This is a genomic window from Pseudomonas sp. NyZ480, assembly GCF_029537255.1.
In the GTDB taxonomy this organism is placed as follows: Bacteria; Pseudomonadota; Gammaproteobacteria; order Pseudomonadales; family Pseudomonadaceae; genus Aquipseudomonas; species Aquipseudomonas taiwanensis.
In genome coordinates this window covers 4,661,999-4,679,476 of record NZ_CP120626.1, presented here as the reverse complement: position 1 = coordinate 4,679,476, position 17,478 = coordinate 4,661,999, and the positions used below count along the sequence as shown (strand labels likewise).

Below are 17,478 nucleotides of genomic sequence, written 5' to 3'. Positions count from 1 at the left end.
TCTGTAGGAGCGGGTTTACCCGCGAAAGGGCCCTTACGAGCACCGTGCTATCGGATCAATGCCGAGACTCCAGATCCCCCGAATACAGCTCATCCTCCGACTCATCCGCCCCAGGAATCTTGTGTTCTTCCGCCGCCCAGGCGCCGAGGTCGATCAATTTGCAGCGGTCCGAACAGAACGGCCGGAACGGGCTGTGCTCGTTCCATTCCACAGGTGCGCCACAGGTCGGGCAATCGACGGTCAATGGCTGGCTCATGGCTGGCCTCCTCGTAAAGTCAGGTAAAAGTGGTGCAGGCGGTCGATCTGCGCATGCAGCGCGCTCAGGTCGCGATCATTGACCACCACATCATCGGCATGGCGCAAGCGCTCCTCACGGGCCAACTGGGCCTTGAGAATCGCCTGCACCTGCTCGCTGCTGGTGTTGTCCCGCTTCAACGTGCGCTCCATCTGCAGCGCTTGCGGAGCATCGATCACCAGCACGCGTTGGGTTTTCTGGTGCTGACCAGACTCGATCAACAGCGGCGAAACATACACCGCATAAGGCGACTCGGCCTTGGCCAGGTAGCTGAAGATCTCCTGCCCGATCAGCGGGTGCAGCAGTTGCTCCAGCCATTTGCGCTGCGTCGGGTCGGCGAAGATCAGCTGGCGCAGGGCGGCGCGATCGAGCTGGCCATCTTCCTGCAGCACGCCAGGGCCGAAACGCTCGACGATGCTGGCCAGGGCAGGGCGACCGGGCTCGACCACCCAGCGCGCAGCCTGGTCGGCGTCGACCAGGTGCACGCCCAGTTCGACGAAACGTTCGGCAGCCGCGCTTTTGCCGCTGCCAATACCGCCAGTCAGGCCCAGAATCCAGGGGGTGAAGGCCGCAGTGGTCATCAGAGTCCCAGTAGTTGCATGTAAGAGGCGTATATTTCATCACCCCAGAGCAACGCAATCCACCCTGCAATGGCCAGATAAGGCCCAAACGGCAACGTCGTACTCAGCGATTGCCGACGCACACGCAGCAGGCACAGGCCAACCAGCACCCCCAGCACCGATGACAACAGCAAGGTCAGCGGCAGCACCTGCCACCCGCCCCAGGCGCCGATCAACGCCAGCAGCTTGAAGTCCCCATAGCCCATGCCCTCCTTGCCGGTCAGCAGCTTGAACACCCAGTACACGCTCCACAGGCAGAGGTAACCCGCAATCGCGCCCCACAGCGCATGGCTCAGGGGTACGAAGGTGTGGAAGGCATTGGCGATCAAGCCTAGCCACAGCATTGGCAGCACCAGCACGTCGGGCAGCAACTGGTGTTCGATATCGATCAGGCTCAAGGCCAGCAGGCACCAGGTGAGCAACAGTAGCAACAGCAGTTGCGCGGCACTGCCGCCATGCCACGCCACCACCAGCGACACGGCCGCGCACGCCAGCTCCACCAGTGGATAACGCGGGCTGATGCGGCACTTGCACGCCGAGCAGCGCCCACGCAGGGCCAGGTAACTCAGCACCGGGATGTTTTCCCAGGCACGAATCGGGTGCCCGCAGCCCGGGCAGCGGGAGGCCGGCAGGCACAGGTCGAAGCGTTCATGCACCGAGGTCGGCAGCCCCAGCACCTGCTGTGCTTCGCGCTGCCATTGGCGTTCGAGCATGATCGGCAGGCGGTGCACCAACACGTTCAGAAAGCTGCCGACCAGCAACCCCAGGAGGGCGGCCAAGGTCATCAGGTAAGCCGGCTGCGCAGCCAGGAAAGTCCATAAAGTCATGTTCAGATCAAACTACCCAACTGGAAAATCGGCAGGTACATGGCTACCACCAGGCCGCCAACCAGCACGCCCAGGACCAGCACGATGGCCGGCTCCAGCAGGCTGGTCAACTGGTCCAGTGTCTGGCTGACCTGTTCTTCGTAATGGCTGGCGGCCTTCTCTAGCATCACGTCCAGCGTGCCACTGGATTCGCCGATGGCCACAAGCTGCACCAGCAACGGCGCAAACAGCGGCTCACTGGCCATCGCCTGATTCAGCCCCTGCCCGTTGGCCATGCCCTGACGCAAGCGCAGGATGGCCTGCTCGTGCACAGGGTCGCCGCTCACCCTTGCCACCGTTACCAGCGCATCCAGCAGCGCAACGCCCGCCGCGTAGGCGGTGCCCAGGCTGCGGGCGAAACGCGCCAAGGCCGCTTGCCCCAGCAATGTGCCGAACACCGGCAAGCGCAGCGCGTAGCGCGTTATCCACAACCGCGCCGACGCATGCTGCCGATAGAGCCGGAGCACGCCGGCCATCAGAACCAGCGCGCCAATCAGCAACCCCGGCGCATAACGCCCCAGCGTTGTGGATAAGTCGATGACCCACTGAGTGAAAGCTGGCAACTCGCTGTTGAACCCCGCAAACAAGTTCTGAAAGCGCGGAATCACCTCCAGCAACAGCAGTGCCGAAACGCCCAGCCCCGTCAGCAACAACAGCACCGGGTACAGCATGGCCTTGCGCACCCGCTTGCGCAGCGCCTGGCGCTGTTCCAGCATGCACGCCAACTGTTCCAGTTGCCGGTCGAGCGTGCCGGACTGCTCACCCACCCTTACCAGGTTGCAGTACAACGCATCGAACCAGCCCGGGTGGCGCTGTAGCGCATCGGCCAGCCCCAAGCCCGCCGCCACATCCTGTTTCAATCGCCCCAGCAATGCCGCTTGCCCCGCACCACAGCCGCTGCGCCCCATCACCTCGAACGCCTGCAGCAGCGGCACGCCCGCCTTGAGTAACGTCGCCAATTGCCGGCTGAAGCCCGGCGCATCGGTTTTTTCCCGAGCCTTCGGCCATTGCCAACCCCGCGAACCCGCCCGCTGCACCCGCACGTCCCGAACACCCTGGCGCAGCAGCCCCGCCCGCACATAGGCAGGGCTGCGCCCGCGGGTTTCGCCACTGACCGGCGTGCCATCGGTATCGGTGCCATGCCAGCTGTAGAGGTGTGTCGATGAGCTCATGAACAGTCCTTGGGTGCCTGTGCGACAAGCTTGGAAACAGCTTGCCGAGTCCATTGTCGGGCGCGCTTGCCTGATGCTCACTAGAGTAGTTCAGCGAACATGACGCCCAGACGGGCAGGGGTGACAAAAGGTGTCTGATCAGGCCTACTGCGCCGCTGTCAGCCGGGGTCGAGAGTGACCTCAACGAGTACGCGTATCGAAAAGGAAGATGTTCATGAAAGGGCAACGAGGTATCACCCTGATCGAACTGATGATCGTCGTGGCGATCATTGGCATCCTGGCGACCATCGCCATCCCGATGTACACCAACCACCAGTCCCGCACCAAGGCGGCGGCAGGCTTGCTGGAGATTTCAGCGCTCAAGACCGCGATGGACCTGCGCTTGAACGAAGGCAAGGACGTATCCGACGTCGCCGCCCTCGGCGGTCAGCCCGCCACCTCCCATTGCGCCATCACCGCCACCGGCAAGGCCGCCGACGGCAGCGCCACGCTCGAATGCACCCTGGCGGATGCACCGGCCAACGTGCTGGGCAAGACCGTCACCCTGACCCGCTCGGCCACAGGTTGGAGCTGTGCGACCAACATCGAAGAAGACCTCGCGCCGAAGGGGTGCAAGGCGCCTTGAGGGCAGGGCAATAAGTCAGGGGAAACAGGAGTTTGCGTAACGGGTGCGAGCAGTGGTACGTTGCGCTACACGCCGGTGTAGCTCAGTCGGTAGAGCAGCGCACTCGTAACGCGAAGGTCGCAGGTTCGATTCCTGTCTCCGGCACCAGTTCAGGTTCCAGCGAAGGCTACCAAATTCTCTGTAACCCCCGTAAAACCCGCCTTCTGGCGGGTTTTTTCGTTATGGCGTTCCGTCGGATTCCGACAGCTGCCAGCCGATTTAGGGGTAACGTTTGGGATAAAGTCGATTCGATAAAGGGGTTTACCCTTATGGCTCGTACTACTGCTCCCCTGACTGACACCGCATGTCGTTCGGCCAAACCTACTGACCGCCCATACAAGCTTTTCGACGGTGACGGTCTTTACCTCCTCGTTTACCCCAACGGCCGCAAAGGCTGGCGTTTCCGGTATGTGAAACCAGATGGGCGAGAGGGGCTGACCTCGTTTGGCAACTATCCCGTCATTGGTCTCGCAGATGCTCGGCAGAAGCGTCTGGAAACTAAGCGGATGCTGGCTGAGGGTATTGATCCGATCGCGTCCAAGCAGCAGGCCAAGGCCGAGGCGGTTGTCAGAGGGCACACGTTCGAACGCGTTGCCTTGGACTGGCATAAGGAAATGTCCGTGAAGTGGGCGCCGGGCCATTCTAGGACTGTGTTGAGTCGCTTGAAGACTCACGTATTCCCGCTGCTCGGCGCACGCGCCATCGTTGATCTGGATACCTTCGACCTCATGCAGCCGCTGGAAGAGATCAAAAAACGCGGCACGATCGATGTGGCCTTGAGGGTGCAAAACTACCTACAGAGCATCATGCGTGAGGCTAAGCGGCAGCGGCTGATCACGGTGAACCCTGCATATGATCTTGAGGGCTTCATCAGCGCGCCACGGGTTACGCACCGGCCTGCACTCCCGCTCTCTCGTCTGCCTGAGTTGATGGACCGCATCGAGAACTACAAGGGACGTACGCTCACTCGGCTGACAGTCATGCTGTCGCTACACGTGTTCGTGCGCTCCAGCGAATTGCGCTTCGCACGTTGGAGTGAGTTCGACCTGAAGCGCGGCATATGGGAGATACCGGATACGCGGCCCGCTTTGGAAGGCGTTCCGTATTCGACCAGAGGGACGAAGATGGCGGGCGATATCCATCTGGTCCCTCTGTCACCGCAAGCGGTGGCGTTACTCGAACAGATTCATGCGATCACGGGGTACTTTGATCTGGTGTTTACCAGTGACGCTCGCTCGTGGAAGCCTATGTCTGAGAACACGGTCAACAGCGCTTTGCGGAACATGGGCTACGACACCAAGACCGAAATTTGCGGGCATGGCTTTCGGTCCATGGCGTGCAGTGCCTTGGTCGAATCCGGGCTGTGGTCAGAGACGGCTATCGAGCGGCAGATGAGCCACAGGGAGCGCAACAACGTTCGAGCGGCGTATATCCACAAGGCTGAGTTCCTGGAGGAACGGCGAATGATCATGAGTTGGTGGAGCCGTTACCTCGAAGCGAACCGGCAGGAGCATATCTCGCCGCATGAGTTCGCGAATCAGACCGGGGCAAACGTTTCTAGCCTAAGAGCAAGGCGTGGCGCAGTCGAGTGAGCGCACGGCTTTGAAGTTTCGATGATCCGCTTTCCATTCGGGTCCATCCAAACAGGGCTGCAAAGCCGCCCTGTTTGGATGGACCTTACCTAAAAAGATCAAAAGCACCACATCGGCCACTGGGTGCCACGGTGTTCCGTATACGCCCAGTACCATTTTCAATCGCAAAACCATGCGGTGCACATCGCTTGACCCTCCCGGATTGCGGGCGTAGAAAAGACAGTGCAAAGGCTGTCGTTGACAGCACCCCAGGTGACCAGAGCCTTCAAGGTCACGCCGCTCTGGCGGTGGTTCTCCCCAAGGGCGATTCGCATCCGGCAGCTCACCCGGTCACTACCCATGTGATGGATGCTCTTATACATATGGCGCTCGTGCGCCAGATACTCCGTACTTCGCTGCCCTGCAGCAACCTATCCGCTTGGCCAAATTTTTGCGCCAACCTGTGCCCGTCTCTTTCTTCTGGAAAGAGACGGGCACTTCTAACACTGCTGCAGCCCTGATCGCACAAGGCTTTGCGGCAATCCCCATCGTGACAATCGGCGTGACAAACGCCGATGTCACCAGCAACAGCGCTGTAGACGATGGTGCCGCAGACCAGGGAATGGACTGCACCTGACTGACAGTCAGGCATGCCCCCGGTCATCGCATTGCTGCTTGCACCTGGCTCAGGATCTTCAGGCGCTGGTTTAGTCAGCCAGCACTGCTTCCACCCGCCCACCGGTAACGGTGTTCAGGAGGCCAGATCATGAGATGCCCTTGCTCCCGGACGTAAGGAGCCGCCAGTCCCGCGTAGAGGACATTCCCCACAGGTCGCAGGGGCCTTGATCCCTGATAACACTCAGCATTCTTGGCGGGATGACGTGGGGCGAGGATCGGAGAAAGCAGAAGATGAGGTGACCAATACACGTCACGCGCGGCTGACGATTGCTTATGGTCTTGGCGGTGATTTAGCAGATGCCTATCACCACGCCCACCGGGTTAGAGAGTGGAGAACTCACTGGTTTGAACAAGACCGCGAACGTCAGTTGCAGCACGACAGAGCGGACCCGACTGCCTTGGACATGGCTGCCGTGCCTTTCTGCTATCTCATTAAAGGGGAGAGTGAACGTGCGGCACACGACTTCGCGGTATGGATGGATTGGTATGCCTTTGAGGTGGCCGAAACTCTAGTACCCCTCCTACGCCTGGGCGCTGATTTGGGGAGCCTCCAAAGCTGCGCGGTAGAAGCTTTCTTGAAATCGGAGTTGTTGGGTTCGGGAGCTCTGACAGCTCTGATTCCTTTTGTTGAAGGAGATCAATCCCTGCAAAAAGTCCTGATCACCAGGCTCGCGGAGGCTTGCGAAAAAGCCGGACAGGTGCGGGTGGGAGAGAAGGACCATGGCTACAAACATCCGCGGATCATCCGTGGGTTGTTACGAGCAGCATCAATAGCCTTGATGCAGGGAATGAAAACAGAGGCCCGCGGCATCCTGGTCGCCACGCCAGTATCTGCTCCTTCGTTGTACGTATACATGAGCGATTACTGGTCTGGAGAGGTCTATTCATTTCTGGCAAAGCAGGCGCTGCTCTGCGCCGCCGAGGAGGTAAACCTCCTTGAGCGACATCTGCTCCCCCAAGAACTGGCTGATCTAATCTTGCATATGCCTGCGGAACTACAAGGGCTGGAGCTCATTACAGCTTTGAAGGCTGAGCTCGAGACGAAGGCTAAAGAGAAGCTCGCGAATGATAGCCATGAGAAGGGCATCTCAGCCGATACGAAAAGCTCTAGGGTCTCAATCAATTGCTCAGTACCGCACACATAGAGCTCTGCCGGATTAGCAGTGCGAAGGATTGCCACGGCAGCCGCTGGATCGATCTTCTCTAAATGGATCAACGCCCTGACATACGGGAGGAGTGTGTAATCAAGTGTGACCCTACCGCGATCCTCCCACCGCGCAAGCTTAGCCAACCCTTTCACGCCCGAGACTCTAGCCATCGCCATGCCATACAGGCCCCAATTGAACTTGTTTTCCTCCTCACCGAGATTCAATTCGCAAATGTTCGAAAGCGTATGACTGTCCTCATCCGATAGCTCCTCGCCATGCAGGGAGGCTGCAAACTGCATCAACTCATTCACGAACTGATAGTCGCCAGAGCCGACGGCATCCATCTGCTCCAAGCCCCGATGAAAGTAGACAACAGCTTCCTGCTGGCTGGCTGGCGATACCGCTCGCGCTAAGTCGGCGAACAACGCTGCTCGCTGCTTGACCTCATCTTCTCGTTCGATGGCCTTTTTGGCGATGTTGGCTGTAGCCCCGGCCAGAGCTTGAAACTCGGGCCGGACGGCCAGCACACTAACGATGCTGATCAGATGCGGAATATCGGAAACTCCCCGGGCTTGTACTGCCTCCAGGTAGTTGACAACCTCAGCGTGCTCTAGAGAAGGTGCTGCTTCGAACGCCAACGTCAGAAGCCGGTCGGCCACCAATAGTCGTTGTCGTTGAGCATCAGTGCCACCGGATTGGTAGTCGTTGCAGCGGAGCAGCTCTGGCCAGAGGTCGAGTAGGGGAGTCAAGCAAAGCCCACTTTCAAGCGGGTGACCGAAGCAGGCGGCAAATGCACGGGTGATTGTTAACCAGTGATCCAGTTGGTGTGCCAGGAACTTCACGGCAGAGCGTCGGCAAGTGGGGCGGCTGGAGGGGGTCACAGAGGAGTTGATCACCCAGTACCAGCAAAACAATCCTCACGGATTTGGCGCCGCGGTACCTCGTGCCTTGGCAGGCCTGGCAAAGTCCGCCTTCGATGAGATGTCCGGCGAGTACGAGTACTTGACCTCACTGGCTGAGCGGATTGAAGTCTCTACACGCGAATACAACGACCTGAATAACTGGAGAGGTTCACCCCTTCTCGCCGATGTCGAGCGACGCCATCAAGAGCAAGTTGCTGCCGAATCGTTGCTTGCGTCACTTGTCCTCGAAACAGACCCTGTGGAAGAGCTCTCCCTTGCAGATGCTCTAGAGAAACTCCATGAGCTAAATGGTTGGGGATGGGGGGCGCAACGCGACTTTTTCGAGCAAGTTCAGGCGAAAATTCCCTATGGCAAGTGGTCACAATACGTCACCATGATTGCTCGTCAGGAGCAACTGAAGCTCCATGAGAAGCTTCGCGTTCTGAGTTCCTGCAAAAGTGCTTGGTCGCAAGCATCCAATGCTCTTGCCAGCACGCTATACGACTGCGCCGAAATCATTATCCGGCAGTGCGCGGATGAGTTTGTTTCATTTGGTTATCTAAACACCTCGGACATCAATGAGCTTTCGGCGGTTTCAGGCGTGGACCGTCACACGCTCACCTTGGCATTGATCAAGGAGTTTTCCCGGCCCAATTTCGATGTGCCGGCATCCGTTTGGTTGAGCCTGGGGACTACCGTTAATGCGTCGGCTGCAGAGGGTGTCGGTCAAGCGGCCATCCATCGGTTATTAAACGCTGGAGCAGCCAAGTTGGCGTCTTCGGTAGTGGACGGCCCGTGGCAATCCAATCTCTACCCGCCCGGTGATCAAGCGGAGGCGGCTGCCGGTCTTTTCTGGTTCGCGCTTGGTGCGCCTCAGGCTGAGAGACGTTGGATGGCCGCGCATAGCCTCAGGGTTGCTGTACGACTTGGCCGGGCAGATATTTTGGACAAGGTTGTGATGAAGATTGACGCGACCGATGCGGGGTGTTTTCAAGCTGCGGAAATGCCGTTCTTCCATCTTCATGCGAAGCTTTGGCTCCTGATCGCATTGGCGCGAATTGCCGTTGATAATCCAGCAGCGGTCTGTAAACACCAGACCCTTATCAAGCGAATTGCCCTGGATGCAACAAACCCTCATGTGCTTTTCAAGCATTTCTCGGCGCAAGCACTGCTCACGTGCAGCCGCGGTGGTCACCTCACGTTGGAGCAAGAGGTAGTAACCGAGCTTGAACGTGTGAATCACTCGACCTATCCAATGGCTAAGTCGAGCAAGCATCTTGGTGGCTCGTTTTACAAAGGTAGGCCCGAGGGCGTGTCGAAGCCATTGAAGTCATTACATCTTGATTATGACTTTGGAAAGTATGAAGTCAGCCAGCTAGGTGAGGTCTTCGGCCAAGCATATTGGTCCACAGGGGATGCAATAAACCAATGGGTAAGACAGCATGATTCTGAAATCACTCATATGTCGGATCAGGGCGGGCGCGCTGTGTACCGCCGTGGAGGTCATCGCGGTTTCTCCCCTGATCATCATACCTATGGTGAGCAGTTGTGTTGGCATGCCTTACATGCGGTAGCCGGTGAGTTTCTCTCCAAACTCCCAGTGGTTCAGGGCCCCTATGACGAGGGTGACCCGTGGGAGGAGTGGTTGAATCGGCGAATGTTGACTCGTAAAGATGGGCTTTGGTTGGCCGACGTCACGGATCGGAGACCTCTGGCCACCCGCATCAATCTACGGGAAGTTAACGAGGGTACAGTTGGCCTAACTGGAGCGCCGAGCACGCTGCAATCTCTACTGGGGATCAGCGGCGAGCTGGGCGATTGGTTAGTCGTTGATGGCGAGTGGAAGTCTATCGACGGAGTCGACGTCCACATCCGATCTGCTTTGGTCTCGGCCAAGGAAAGCACTCTGGTCGCATCTGATCTCGCCCGCCAAGAGCCGTTCCAAGCCTATATTCCTCGGTTGGACGAGTATGAGGATGCGGATTCTGAGGCCGCGCAATCGCATCTGCCCTTCATGCCTTGGGTCGTCGATGCTGAGCTCGATGAGGGGCTAGATGCATCCGATTCATTGGGCGTAGCCCAGGCAGCTTTGCGGTTGAGACTTGCCAGCCATGTAAATGCTTTCGCGCACATCGCGATGGCAGACGCCCTCGGACGTCGGTGGGTTGATCCGTCTGGTGCTGTCGTTGTGCATTCTGAAACTTGGAGCCAGCAAGCCGACCGTTACGAAGAAAACCGGTCCAGTGGTACTCAACTACGTTGCCGGTCGGACTTGGTCCAAAAGTACCTAACCGCGAACAGCGCGCACTTGCTCATCTTGATAGTACTTCGTCAGTTTGAGCCTGGATTCGGCGATCGCTCCTCGCGGTTTAGGCACACCATGGCTGTGGTAGAGGTGACTGAATCACTGACAGTTGACTACTACCCTGGGCGGACGAATGTATTCGACGATGAGGACTAGCCCCGCTGTCGGCGGGCAACAAATGCACTTTGTTGACGAAAGGGGGCACTGATGGTGAGCGGCAGAGGCAAACTGTAGCTGTTCACTGGCCGCCGTTGCGCTGTTTGCCGCAGGCATGGAGTAATCCCACTGATGCTTTATGCCCTCCGTCCCATCTTGGTTACAGACCTATCGAGGAGGCGCCTTGAGGTAATTTTAGAGGTAGCGGGGAGGGGTTTTGTTGAAAGTATTGTTAAAAATCATATGGTTAGGTATCGATACGATTCCTGTCTCCGCCACAGTTAGTCCATTACAGATTTGCTCGCCTTCGGCCCCACCGCCAAACGACAAAATCACCATTTTCCGCACAATCCAGCACTATCGACGCCTTTCCTCTAAAAATCAGAGACGTTTCCTACAGCTTTAAACCTTGTCCCATCCAAGCCGCAAGGATAAATTTCCTAAGTCGCGGCAAATTCCGTGACCGGGCGTAGGAACCCGTTGGTAAACTTGGCGCACGCACTAGGCGCCCCCTGCACCACAGCTGGCGCTTTTTTTGTGCCTGCCGTGCTCTGTAATGGCGGCTGTGTGTGGGCAGGCTTCGGCCTGGCCGGGTTTCCCAAGTTCCCCGGTATTCCTACCCCATACACAGCTGCCACCCAATCCCGTAGGAAGGATCGTGGTAGCTCCAACCAAAACTTGGAGTCTCATGCATGCCCACCAAAAATCCGATAAGGATCCTCGCATCCGCTCTCCGCCGCCGCCCCAAACCGGCCCACACCCCTCCAACCTTCTACCCCATCCACACCCAAACCACCCCCGCACCCAAGCAGGTGCCCCATGACTGACCAAGAACGCCTCTCCAACCTGCAAAGCTACGCCTGGACCCTCGAACTCCTCGGCGAAGCGCTGGTCCAGCACGACGAAATGCTGGAATGCGAACACAACCCACGCCTGAGTTTCCGCAACACCGCTGGCATCCACCAGGCCATCCGGATCATCAGCCGCCTGGCCAGTGAGCAATGCGGAAAAGTCCTCCAGCAGAGCGACACCGGCACACACCCTCCAACCGAGTAAAAACCACCACCATGCTGGCTCGGCCAAACCCAGGCGACACCGACCGAAGCCAGCATGTGCCCAAGCCCCATTGCGCGCCGCCTCACCCCACCAGCGCCCCCGCCCGATAATTGTGTTCGATCACCGCACAAAGCCCACCAACCCGAGGTAAACACTGCGCGCTTCCTGCCGATCGTACGAGCAGTCCACCAGCCTCCGGTAACCTGCCATGTCCGTACGCAGTCTCAACATCGCCACTCGCTCCTACCTGAGTTTCAGCCTGATCGCCGTGTTGGTGGTCTTCCTGGGCCTGTTCTCCATCAACAAAATCTCTTCCATGCGCGAAGCGGTGGTGTACACCGAGCAGGTCACCAACGCCGGCACGCGCTACCTGGGCGAGATCCGCAGCCACATGCTGGGCCTGCGGGTCATCACCATGCGCATGACCCTGGCCCGTGCCCCGGCGCAGTTGGCGCCGACGCTGGCGCGGCTGGAGGAGTTGAAGGGGCTGCTGGACGCCGGGATGAAGGACTTCGGCGCCGTGGCGCCGCCCTCGGCGCAACCTGCTTTCGTGGAAATGCAGCAACTGATCGGCAAGTACCGTGTGCTCATCGACCAGTACAAACTGCTGTCCGACCAGAACCAGGTACCGCAGATGCAGGCCATGCTCAGCGGTGAGATGCAGGACATTTCCAACCGTATCGGCGAGCTCTACGACACGCTGGTGAAATCCAGCCGCGATGTCGCTGCGCGCTACACCGCCGATGCCAGCGCCGAATACCAGCGCGCGCTGTACCTCACCTACTCGATTCTGGGGTTGGTGGTGGTGCTCACGGTTGGCCTGGCCTGGCTGCTGACCCGCAGCATCGTCAGCCCGCTGCGCGAGGCCATCGACGTGGCCCAGGGCATCGCCGGTGGCAACCTGGCCCGGGTGGTGCGCACCGATGGCCGTGACGAAGCGACGCAATTGATGACGGCGCTGGCGGCGATGCAGGACAGCCTCAAGGATGCCCTGCGTCTGATCGCCGACTCGTCCCAGCAACTGGCGGCGGCCAGTGAGCAGATGTCGGCCATCACCCGGCAGACGTCCAGCGACCTCAATCGCCAAAGCGACGAGATCCAGCTGGCGGCCACGGCGGTGACCGAGATGAGCGCCGCGGCGGAGGAGGTCGCGCACAACACCGTCAGCACCTCCGAGGTGTCGCGCCAGTCCGAAGACGCCGCGCGCCTGGGCCGCGAGCGGGTAGGGCAGGTCATCAGTTCGATCGACAAGATGAACGAAAATGTCGGCGAGGCCTGCCGCCAGATCGGCGAGCTGTCCGAACAGTCCCAGGAGGTGGGCAAGGTGCTGGACGTGATCGGGGCCATTGCCGGGCAAACCAACCTGCTGGCGCTCAACGCTGCCATCGAGGCGGCGCGGGCGGGCGAGGCCGGGCGTGGTTTCGCGGTGGTGGCTGACGAAGTGCGGGCGCTGGCGGCGCGTACCCAAAGCTCGACGCTGGAAATCGAAGAAATGGTCAACGCCATCCGCAATGGCACCGCCCGTGTGGTGACCTCGATGCAGAGCAACAGCCAGCAGGTGCGCGAAACCCTGGAAGTGGCCGAGCTGGCCGGGCAGGCCCTGGATGAGATCACCTCGGGCGCAAGCACCATCCATGAGCGCAACCTGGTGGTGGCCAGCGCCACTGAAGAGCAGGTGCAGGTCGCGCGCGAGATCGATCGCAATCTGCTGAACATCCGTGACCTGTCGCTGCAAACCTCCGACGGCGCCAGTCAGATCAGCAGCGCCAGCCAGGAGCTGGCCAGCCTGTCGATTGGCTTGAACGACATGATGAAGCGCTTCCGCTTCTGATAGCCCTTGGGGGTTGTGCTTTGCATATGGAAATCCGTATATTCGATTATCCATATGTAAAAGGCAGCCCCCATGATCGCGCCCACCGAGGTTTTCAAAAGCCTGTCCGATGAGACCCGCGCCCGCGCCACCTTGCTGATCGCCAGCCTCGGCGAGCTGTGCGTCTGCGAGCTGATGTGCGCCTTGCGCGACAGCCAACCCAAGATCAGCCGCCACCTGGCGCAACTGCGCAGCAGTGGTCTGTTGCTGGATCGTCGCCAGGGCCAGTGGGTGTATTACCGCCTCAACCCGCAACTGCCCGCCTGGGTGCACGAGATGCTGCAGGTTACGCTCAAGGCCAACGCCGCGTGGCTGCAGGACAACACCTCGCGCCTGCAGAACATGAATGACCGCCCCGTGCGCGCCAGCGCTTGCTGCTGAACTTCGAGGTCGCTCCCATGCTGGTTGCTGCTGCTGTCTTCATCTTCACCCTCATTTTGGTCATCTGGCAGCCCAGAGGCCTCGGCGTAGGCTGGAGCGCGGCCTGGGGGCGATCATCGCCCTGGCGGTCGGCGCGGTATCGCTGCACGACATTCCTGCGGTCTGGGCCATTGTGTGGAACGCCACGGCGACGTTCATCGCGATCATCGTCATCAGCCTGCTGCTGGATGAGGCCGGTTTCTTCGAGTGGGCGGCGCTGCATGTGGCGCGCTGGGCCGGTGGCGATGGGCGCCGGTTGTTCGCCTTCATCGTGCTGCTGGGGGCGGCGGTGTCGGCGTTGTTCGCCAACGATGGTGCGGCGCTGATTCTTACGCCCATCGTCATGTCGATGCTGCTGGCCCTGCGTTTTTCGCCGGCTGCGACCCTGGCCTTCGTCATGGCCGCGGGCTTCATCGCCGACACGGCGAGCTTGCCGCTGGTGGTGTCCAACCTGGTCAACATCGTTTCGGCGGACTACTTCGGGCTGGGCTTTGCCGAATATGCGTCGGTGATGGTGCCGGTGAACCTGGCCAGCGTGGCCGCCACGCTGCTGGTGCTGTTCCTGTTCTTCCGCCGCGACCTGCCGGTGCAGTATTCGCTGGCGGCGCTCAAAGCGCCGAAGGCCGCTATCCATGACCGTGCCACCTTCATCGTCGGTGGCTGGATGCTGCTGGTGCTGTTGGCGGGCCTGTTCGTGCTGGAACCCTTGGGCGTGCCGGTCAGTGCGGTGGCGGCGGTGTGTGCGGCGATTCTGTTCGCGGTGGCTGCCCGTGGTCACCGAATTTCCACCCGCCGTGTGCTGCGCGAGGCGCCCTGGCAGGTGGTGATTTTCTCCCTGGGCATGTACCTGGTGGTGTATGGGCTCAAGAACGCCGGCCTCACCGACTTTCTCAGCATGCTGCTCGAACGGCTGTCCGGGCAGGGGCTGTGGAGTGCGGCCATCGGTACGGGTTTGCTCTCGGCCTTGCTGTCGTCGGTGATGAACAACATGCCCAGCGTGCTGGTCGGCGCGCTGTCGATCCATGCCAGCGGGGTGGAGGGGCTGGTGCGCGAGGCGATGATCTACGCCAACGTCATCGGCTGTGACCTGGGCCCGAAAATCACCCCCATCGGCAGCCTGGCCACGCTGCTGTGGCTGCATGTACTGGAGCGCAAGGGTATGCGCATCACCTGGGGTTACTACTTCAAGGTCGGCATCCTGCTGACGGTGCCGGTGCTGTTGATCACCCTGTCGGCCCTGGCCCTGCGCCTGAGCCTCTGAAGCCTGTTACCACGTAGAGGAGCGATCGATGCCGCCGCTGCCCATGCACGCTGGACCGCGTTGGCCTGCTCCAGGAGGACCTATGTCTGAGCAACTCCCCAATCTGGACCTTTCCCTGTTCGAGGCGCCGCCTGCCGAAACCCGCGTCAGCGACCACAAGCCGCGTATCTTGATGCTTTATGGGTCGACCCGCGAACGTTCCTTCAGCCGCCTGCTGGTCGAAGAAGCGGCGCGCCTGCTGGAGCATTTCGGTGCCGAGGTGCGGGTCTTCAACCCTTCTGGCCTGCCCCTGCCAGACGATGCGCCGGTCGAGCATCCCAAGGTGCAGGAGCTGCGTGAGCTGGTGCTGTGGTCGGAGGGGCAGGTGTGGTGCTCGCCAGAGCGTCATGGCGCGATGTCGGCCGTGTTCAAGGCGCAGATCGACTGGATTCCCCTCGCTCTTGGGGCCGTGCGTCCCACCCAGGGCAAGACCTTGGCCGTGATGCAGGTGTGCGGCGGCTCGCAGTCGTTCAATGTGGTCAACCAGCTGCGGGTGCTGGGCCGCTGGATGCGCATGTTCACCATCCCCAACCAGTCATCGGTGCCCAAGGCGTATCTAGAGTTCGACGATGCGGGCCGCATGAAGCCTTCGCCTTATTACGACCGTGTCGTGGACGTGATGGAGGAGTTGGTGAAGTTCACCGTGCTGCTGCGCGACCGTGCGGCGTTTCTGGTCGATCGTTATTCCGAGCGTAAGGAAAGCGCCGAACAGCTTTCTGCGCGCGTGAACCAGCGTTCGATCTGATCGCGCGTTCGGCGCCCCTGGGGGGGTGGAGTGTCCGGTGGCTAGCGTTGATAAGCCCTGCCATAGTGGCGCTCCAGCCGCGCCTGTACGAGTTCGAGCAGGATCGACAGCAGCCAGTAGATCACCGCCGCCGTGGTCAGCATCTCTAGATACCGATAGCTCGACCGCCCATACGACTGCGCCAGGAACATCACCTCCCACACCCCCATCACCGATATCAGCGATGAATCCTTGAGCATCGAGATGAACTGGTTGGCGCTGGGCGGAATGATCACCCGCATGGCCTGGGGCAGGACGATGTGCCAGAAGATCTGCCGTGGGCGCATGCCCAGCGCCAGCGCCGCTTCACGTTGCCCCCGGGCGACGCCGAGGATGCCGGCGCGGAAGATTTCGCTCAGGTAGGCGCCGTAGTTCAGCGACAAGGCGATGATGCCGGCACTGATGGCGCCCGGCACCAAGCCCAGCTGTGGCAGCCCCAGGTAGATCAGCAGAATCTGGATCAACAGCGGTGTGCCGCGGAAGAACGAGGTATAGAAGCTGGCGACACCCACCAGCACTGCGCTGTTCGACAAGCGGGCCAGGGCGGCGGCAAAGCCGAACAGCACCGACACCACCATCGAGCACAGGCACAGGAACAAGGTCAGTGCCGCGCCTTGCAGAAAGCCGTTGGGCCCCAGCCTGAAACCGGCGAGGTTCGGAAACTTCTCCAGGATGATCGAGAATTTCAGGTCGAAGCTGAGGAAAAACGCGACGAACAGGCCGAACAGCGCCAGCCAGGTCAGCAGTAACCGTGTGCGAAAGCCGAACAGGCCGGCGCCCGTGGCCTTCACCACGGGCTTGGGGGAGGGAGGGAAGGTGCTCATTTGCTGATGTCGGCGCCAATCCATTTTTGCGACAGCTTGGCCAGGGTGCCATCAGCCTTCAGTTCGGCAAACACCTGGCGCACCTTGGCATCCCACTCGGGGTCGCCTTTCTCGATGGCCACCGAGTTCGGCTCTTCGTACAGCGGGGCGCCGGCCAGCTTGAAGCGTTTGTCCTGATCCAGGCGCGGCTGCGCTGTCACCAGGTTGGTGAGGATGGCATCCAGACGCACGCCGGCGCCCAGGCCCAAATCCTGGAAGGCAACGTTGTCGGTGTCGTACGGCGCGATCTGCACGAAGTCGAAGGGGTATTCGATCTTCTTGTCTTCGTTGCCTTCGATCACCAGGTTCTTGTTCAGGTAGCTCTCGTAGCTCGATGCACTGGTCAGGCCTACCTTGCGGCCGTCCAGGTCCTTCGCGCCATGGATCCGGTCATCCTTGGCGTTGACCACGATCACCGCCGGCGATGCGTAGTACTCCACCGGGAAGTCGAACACCTCGGCGCGGGCCTTGCTCGGCGTCATCGAGCAGATGCAGATGTCGTAGCGGCCGCTCCAGCGGCCCGCGGCGATCACGTCCCACGAAGGGGTTTCCAGGCGCAGCTTGACGCCCAGTTTGTCTGCCACGGCCTTGGCGACATCCACGTCGAAACCGTCCAGTTGGTTCTGGTCGTTGAGGAAAGAAAACGGCGGGTAGCTCTCCATCAGCACGTTGACCAGTTCCTTGCGCGATTCGACCCGCTCCAGCGTGGCGCCGGCCAAGGCCTGGGAAGCAGTCGCGAGCAGCACGAGGCCCGCACCGAGCAGAGTAGAAAATCGCATGTACATACCTGAAATGTTGGACAAAGGAG

General features: G+C 60.3%; 14 protein-coding genes, 1 tRNA gene and 1 pseudogene. 10 read left to right on the top strand and 6 right to left on the bottom strand.

Translation table 11 applies throughout. The features are described 5' to 3' along the window. Positions 1-55 precede the first annotated feature (55 nt). Genes yacG through P3R38_RS21430 form a run of 4 tightly spaced genes read right to left on the bottom strand, consistent with a single transcriptional unit; the run spans position 56 to position 2,953 of the window. On the bottom strand, positions 56-256 hold the full coding sequence (gene yacG / locus P3R38_RS21445) for a DNA gyrase inhibitor YacG (RefSeq protein WP_023382441.1): 201 nt from the start codon (positions 254-256) through the stop codon (positions 56-58). Then, complete coding sequence (gene coaE / locus P3R38_RS21440) at positions 253-876, bottom strand: dephospho-CoA kinase (RefSeq protein ID WP_023382440.1); 624 nt, start codon at positions 874-876, stop codon at positions 253-255. Before coaE ends, yacG begins: the two co-directional genes overlap by 4 nt. Then, a complete protein-coding gene (locus P3R38_RS21435; protein WP_023382439.1) occupies positions 876-1,742 on the bottom strand; it encodes an A24 family peptidase in 867 nt (288 codons plus the stop codon). Before P3R38_RS21435 ends, coaE begins: the two co-directional genes overlap by 1 nt. Before the next feature lie 2 nt (positions 1,743-1,744). Beyond that, positions 1,745-2,953, bottom strand: coding sequence for a type II secretion system F family protein (locus tag P3R38_RS21430; protein ID WP_277686586.1), 1,209 nt, complete (start codon positions 2,951-2,953; stop codon positions 1,745-1,747). A gap of 214 nt (positions 2,954-3,167) precedes the next feature. Here P3R38_RS21430 and P3R38_RS21425 point away from each other — a divergent pair, with 214 nt between their 5' ends. From P3R38_RS21425 to arsH, 10 genes and pseudogenes are all read left to right on the top strand, one after another. Continuing rightward, on the top strand, positions 3,168-3,578 hold the full coding sequence (locus P3R38_RS21425) for a pilin (protein ID WP_023382437.1): 411 nt from the start codon (positions 3,168-3,170) through the stop codon (positions 3,576-3,578). Positions 3,579-3,649: 71 nt separating this feature from the next. Next, positions 3,650-3,725: transfer RNA gene (locus tag P3R38_RS21420), tRNA-Thr, on the top strand. A 161-nt stretch (positions 3,726-3,886) separates the two neighbouring features. Next, positions 3,887-5,209: an integrase arm-type DNA-binding domain-containing protein gene (locus P3R38_RS21415; protein ID WP_038410338.1), complete on the top strand. Its 1,323-nt coding sequence runs from the start codon at positions 3,887-3,889 to the stop codon at positions 5,207-5,209. Between the two features lie 893 nt (positions 5,210-6,102). Continuing rightward, on the top strand, positions 6,103-7,011 hold the full coding sequence (locus P3R38_RS21410) for a hypothetical protein (RefSeq protein WP_277686585.1): 909 nt from the start codon (positions 6,103-6,105) through the stop codon (positions 7,009-7,011). Positions 7,012-7,902: 891 nt separating this feature from the next. Beyond that, positions 7,903-10,377, top strand: a complete 2,475-nt coding sequence (locus tag P3R38_RS21405; RefSeq protein ID WP_277686584.1) for a hypothetical protein — start codon at positions 7,903-7,905, stop codon at positions 10,375-10,377. An 819-nt stretch (positions 10,378-11,196) separates the two neighbouring features. After that, a complete protein-coding gene (locus P3R38_RS21400; RefSeq protein WP_023382422.1) occupies positions 11,197-11,433 on the top strand; it encodes a hypothetical protein in 237 nt (78 codons plus the stop codon). 208 nt (positions 11,434-11,641) lie between these two features. Then, the gene (locus P3R38_RS21395) at positions 11,642-13,264 is read left to right on the top strand and encodes a methyl-accepting chemotaxis protein (RefSeq protein WP_027907651.1); all 1,623 of its coding nucleotides are present in this window, start codon (positions 11,642-11,644) and stop codon (positions 13,262-13,264) included. A 72-nt stretch (positions 13,265-13,336) separates the two neighbouring features. Next, positions 13,337-13,684, top strand: coding sequence for a metalloregulator ArsR/SmtB family transcription factor (locus P3R38_RS21390; RefSeq protein ID WP_277686583.1), 348 nt, complete (start codon positions 13,337-13,339; stop codon positions 13,682-13,684). Between the two features lie 17 nt (positions 13,685-13,701). After that, a pseudogene (locus tag P3R38_RS21385) lies at positions 13,702-14,984 on the top strand (arsenic transporter). A gap of 82 nt (positions 14,985-15,066) precedes the next feature. Continuing rightward, a complete protein-coding gene (gene arsH, locus P3R38_RS21380) occupies positions 15,067-15,768 on the top strand; it encodes an arsenical resistance protein ArsH (RefSeq protein ID WP_023382418.1) in 702 nt (233 codons plus the stop codon). Positions 15,769-15,809: 41 nt separating this feature from the next. On the opposite strand, the gene P3R38_RS21375 is transcribed toward arsH, so the two are convergent. Further along, positions 15,810-16,631 carry an amino acid ABC transporter permease gene (locus P3R38_RS21375; protein ID WP_023382417.1) on the bottom strand — a complete coding sequence of 274 codons (822 nt, stop codon included), beginning with the start codon at positions 16,629-16,631 and terminating at the stop codon, positions 15,810-15,812. Further along, the gene (locus P3R38_RS21370) at positions 16,628-17,449 is read right to left on the bottom strand and encodes an ABC transporter substrate-binding protein (RefSeq protein ID WP_023382416.1); all 822 of its coding nucleotides are present in this window, start codon (positions 17,447-17,449) and stop codon (positions 16,628-16,630) included. Before P3R38_RS21370 ends, P3R38_RS21375 begins: the two co-directional genes overlap by 4 nt. Positions 17,450-17,478 lie beyond the last annotated feature (29 nt).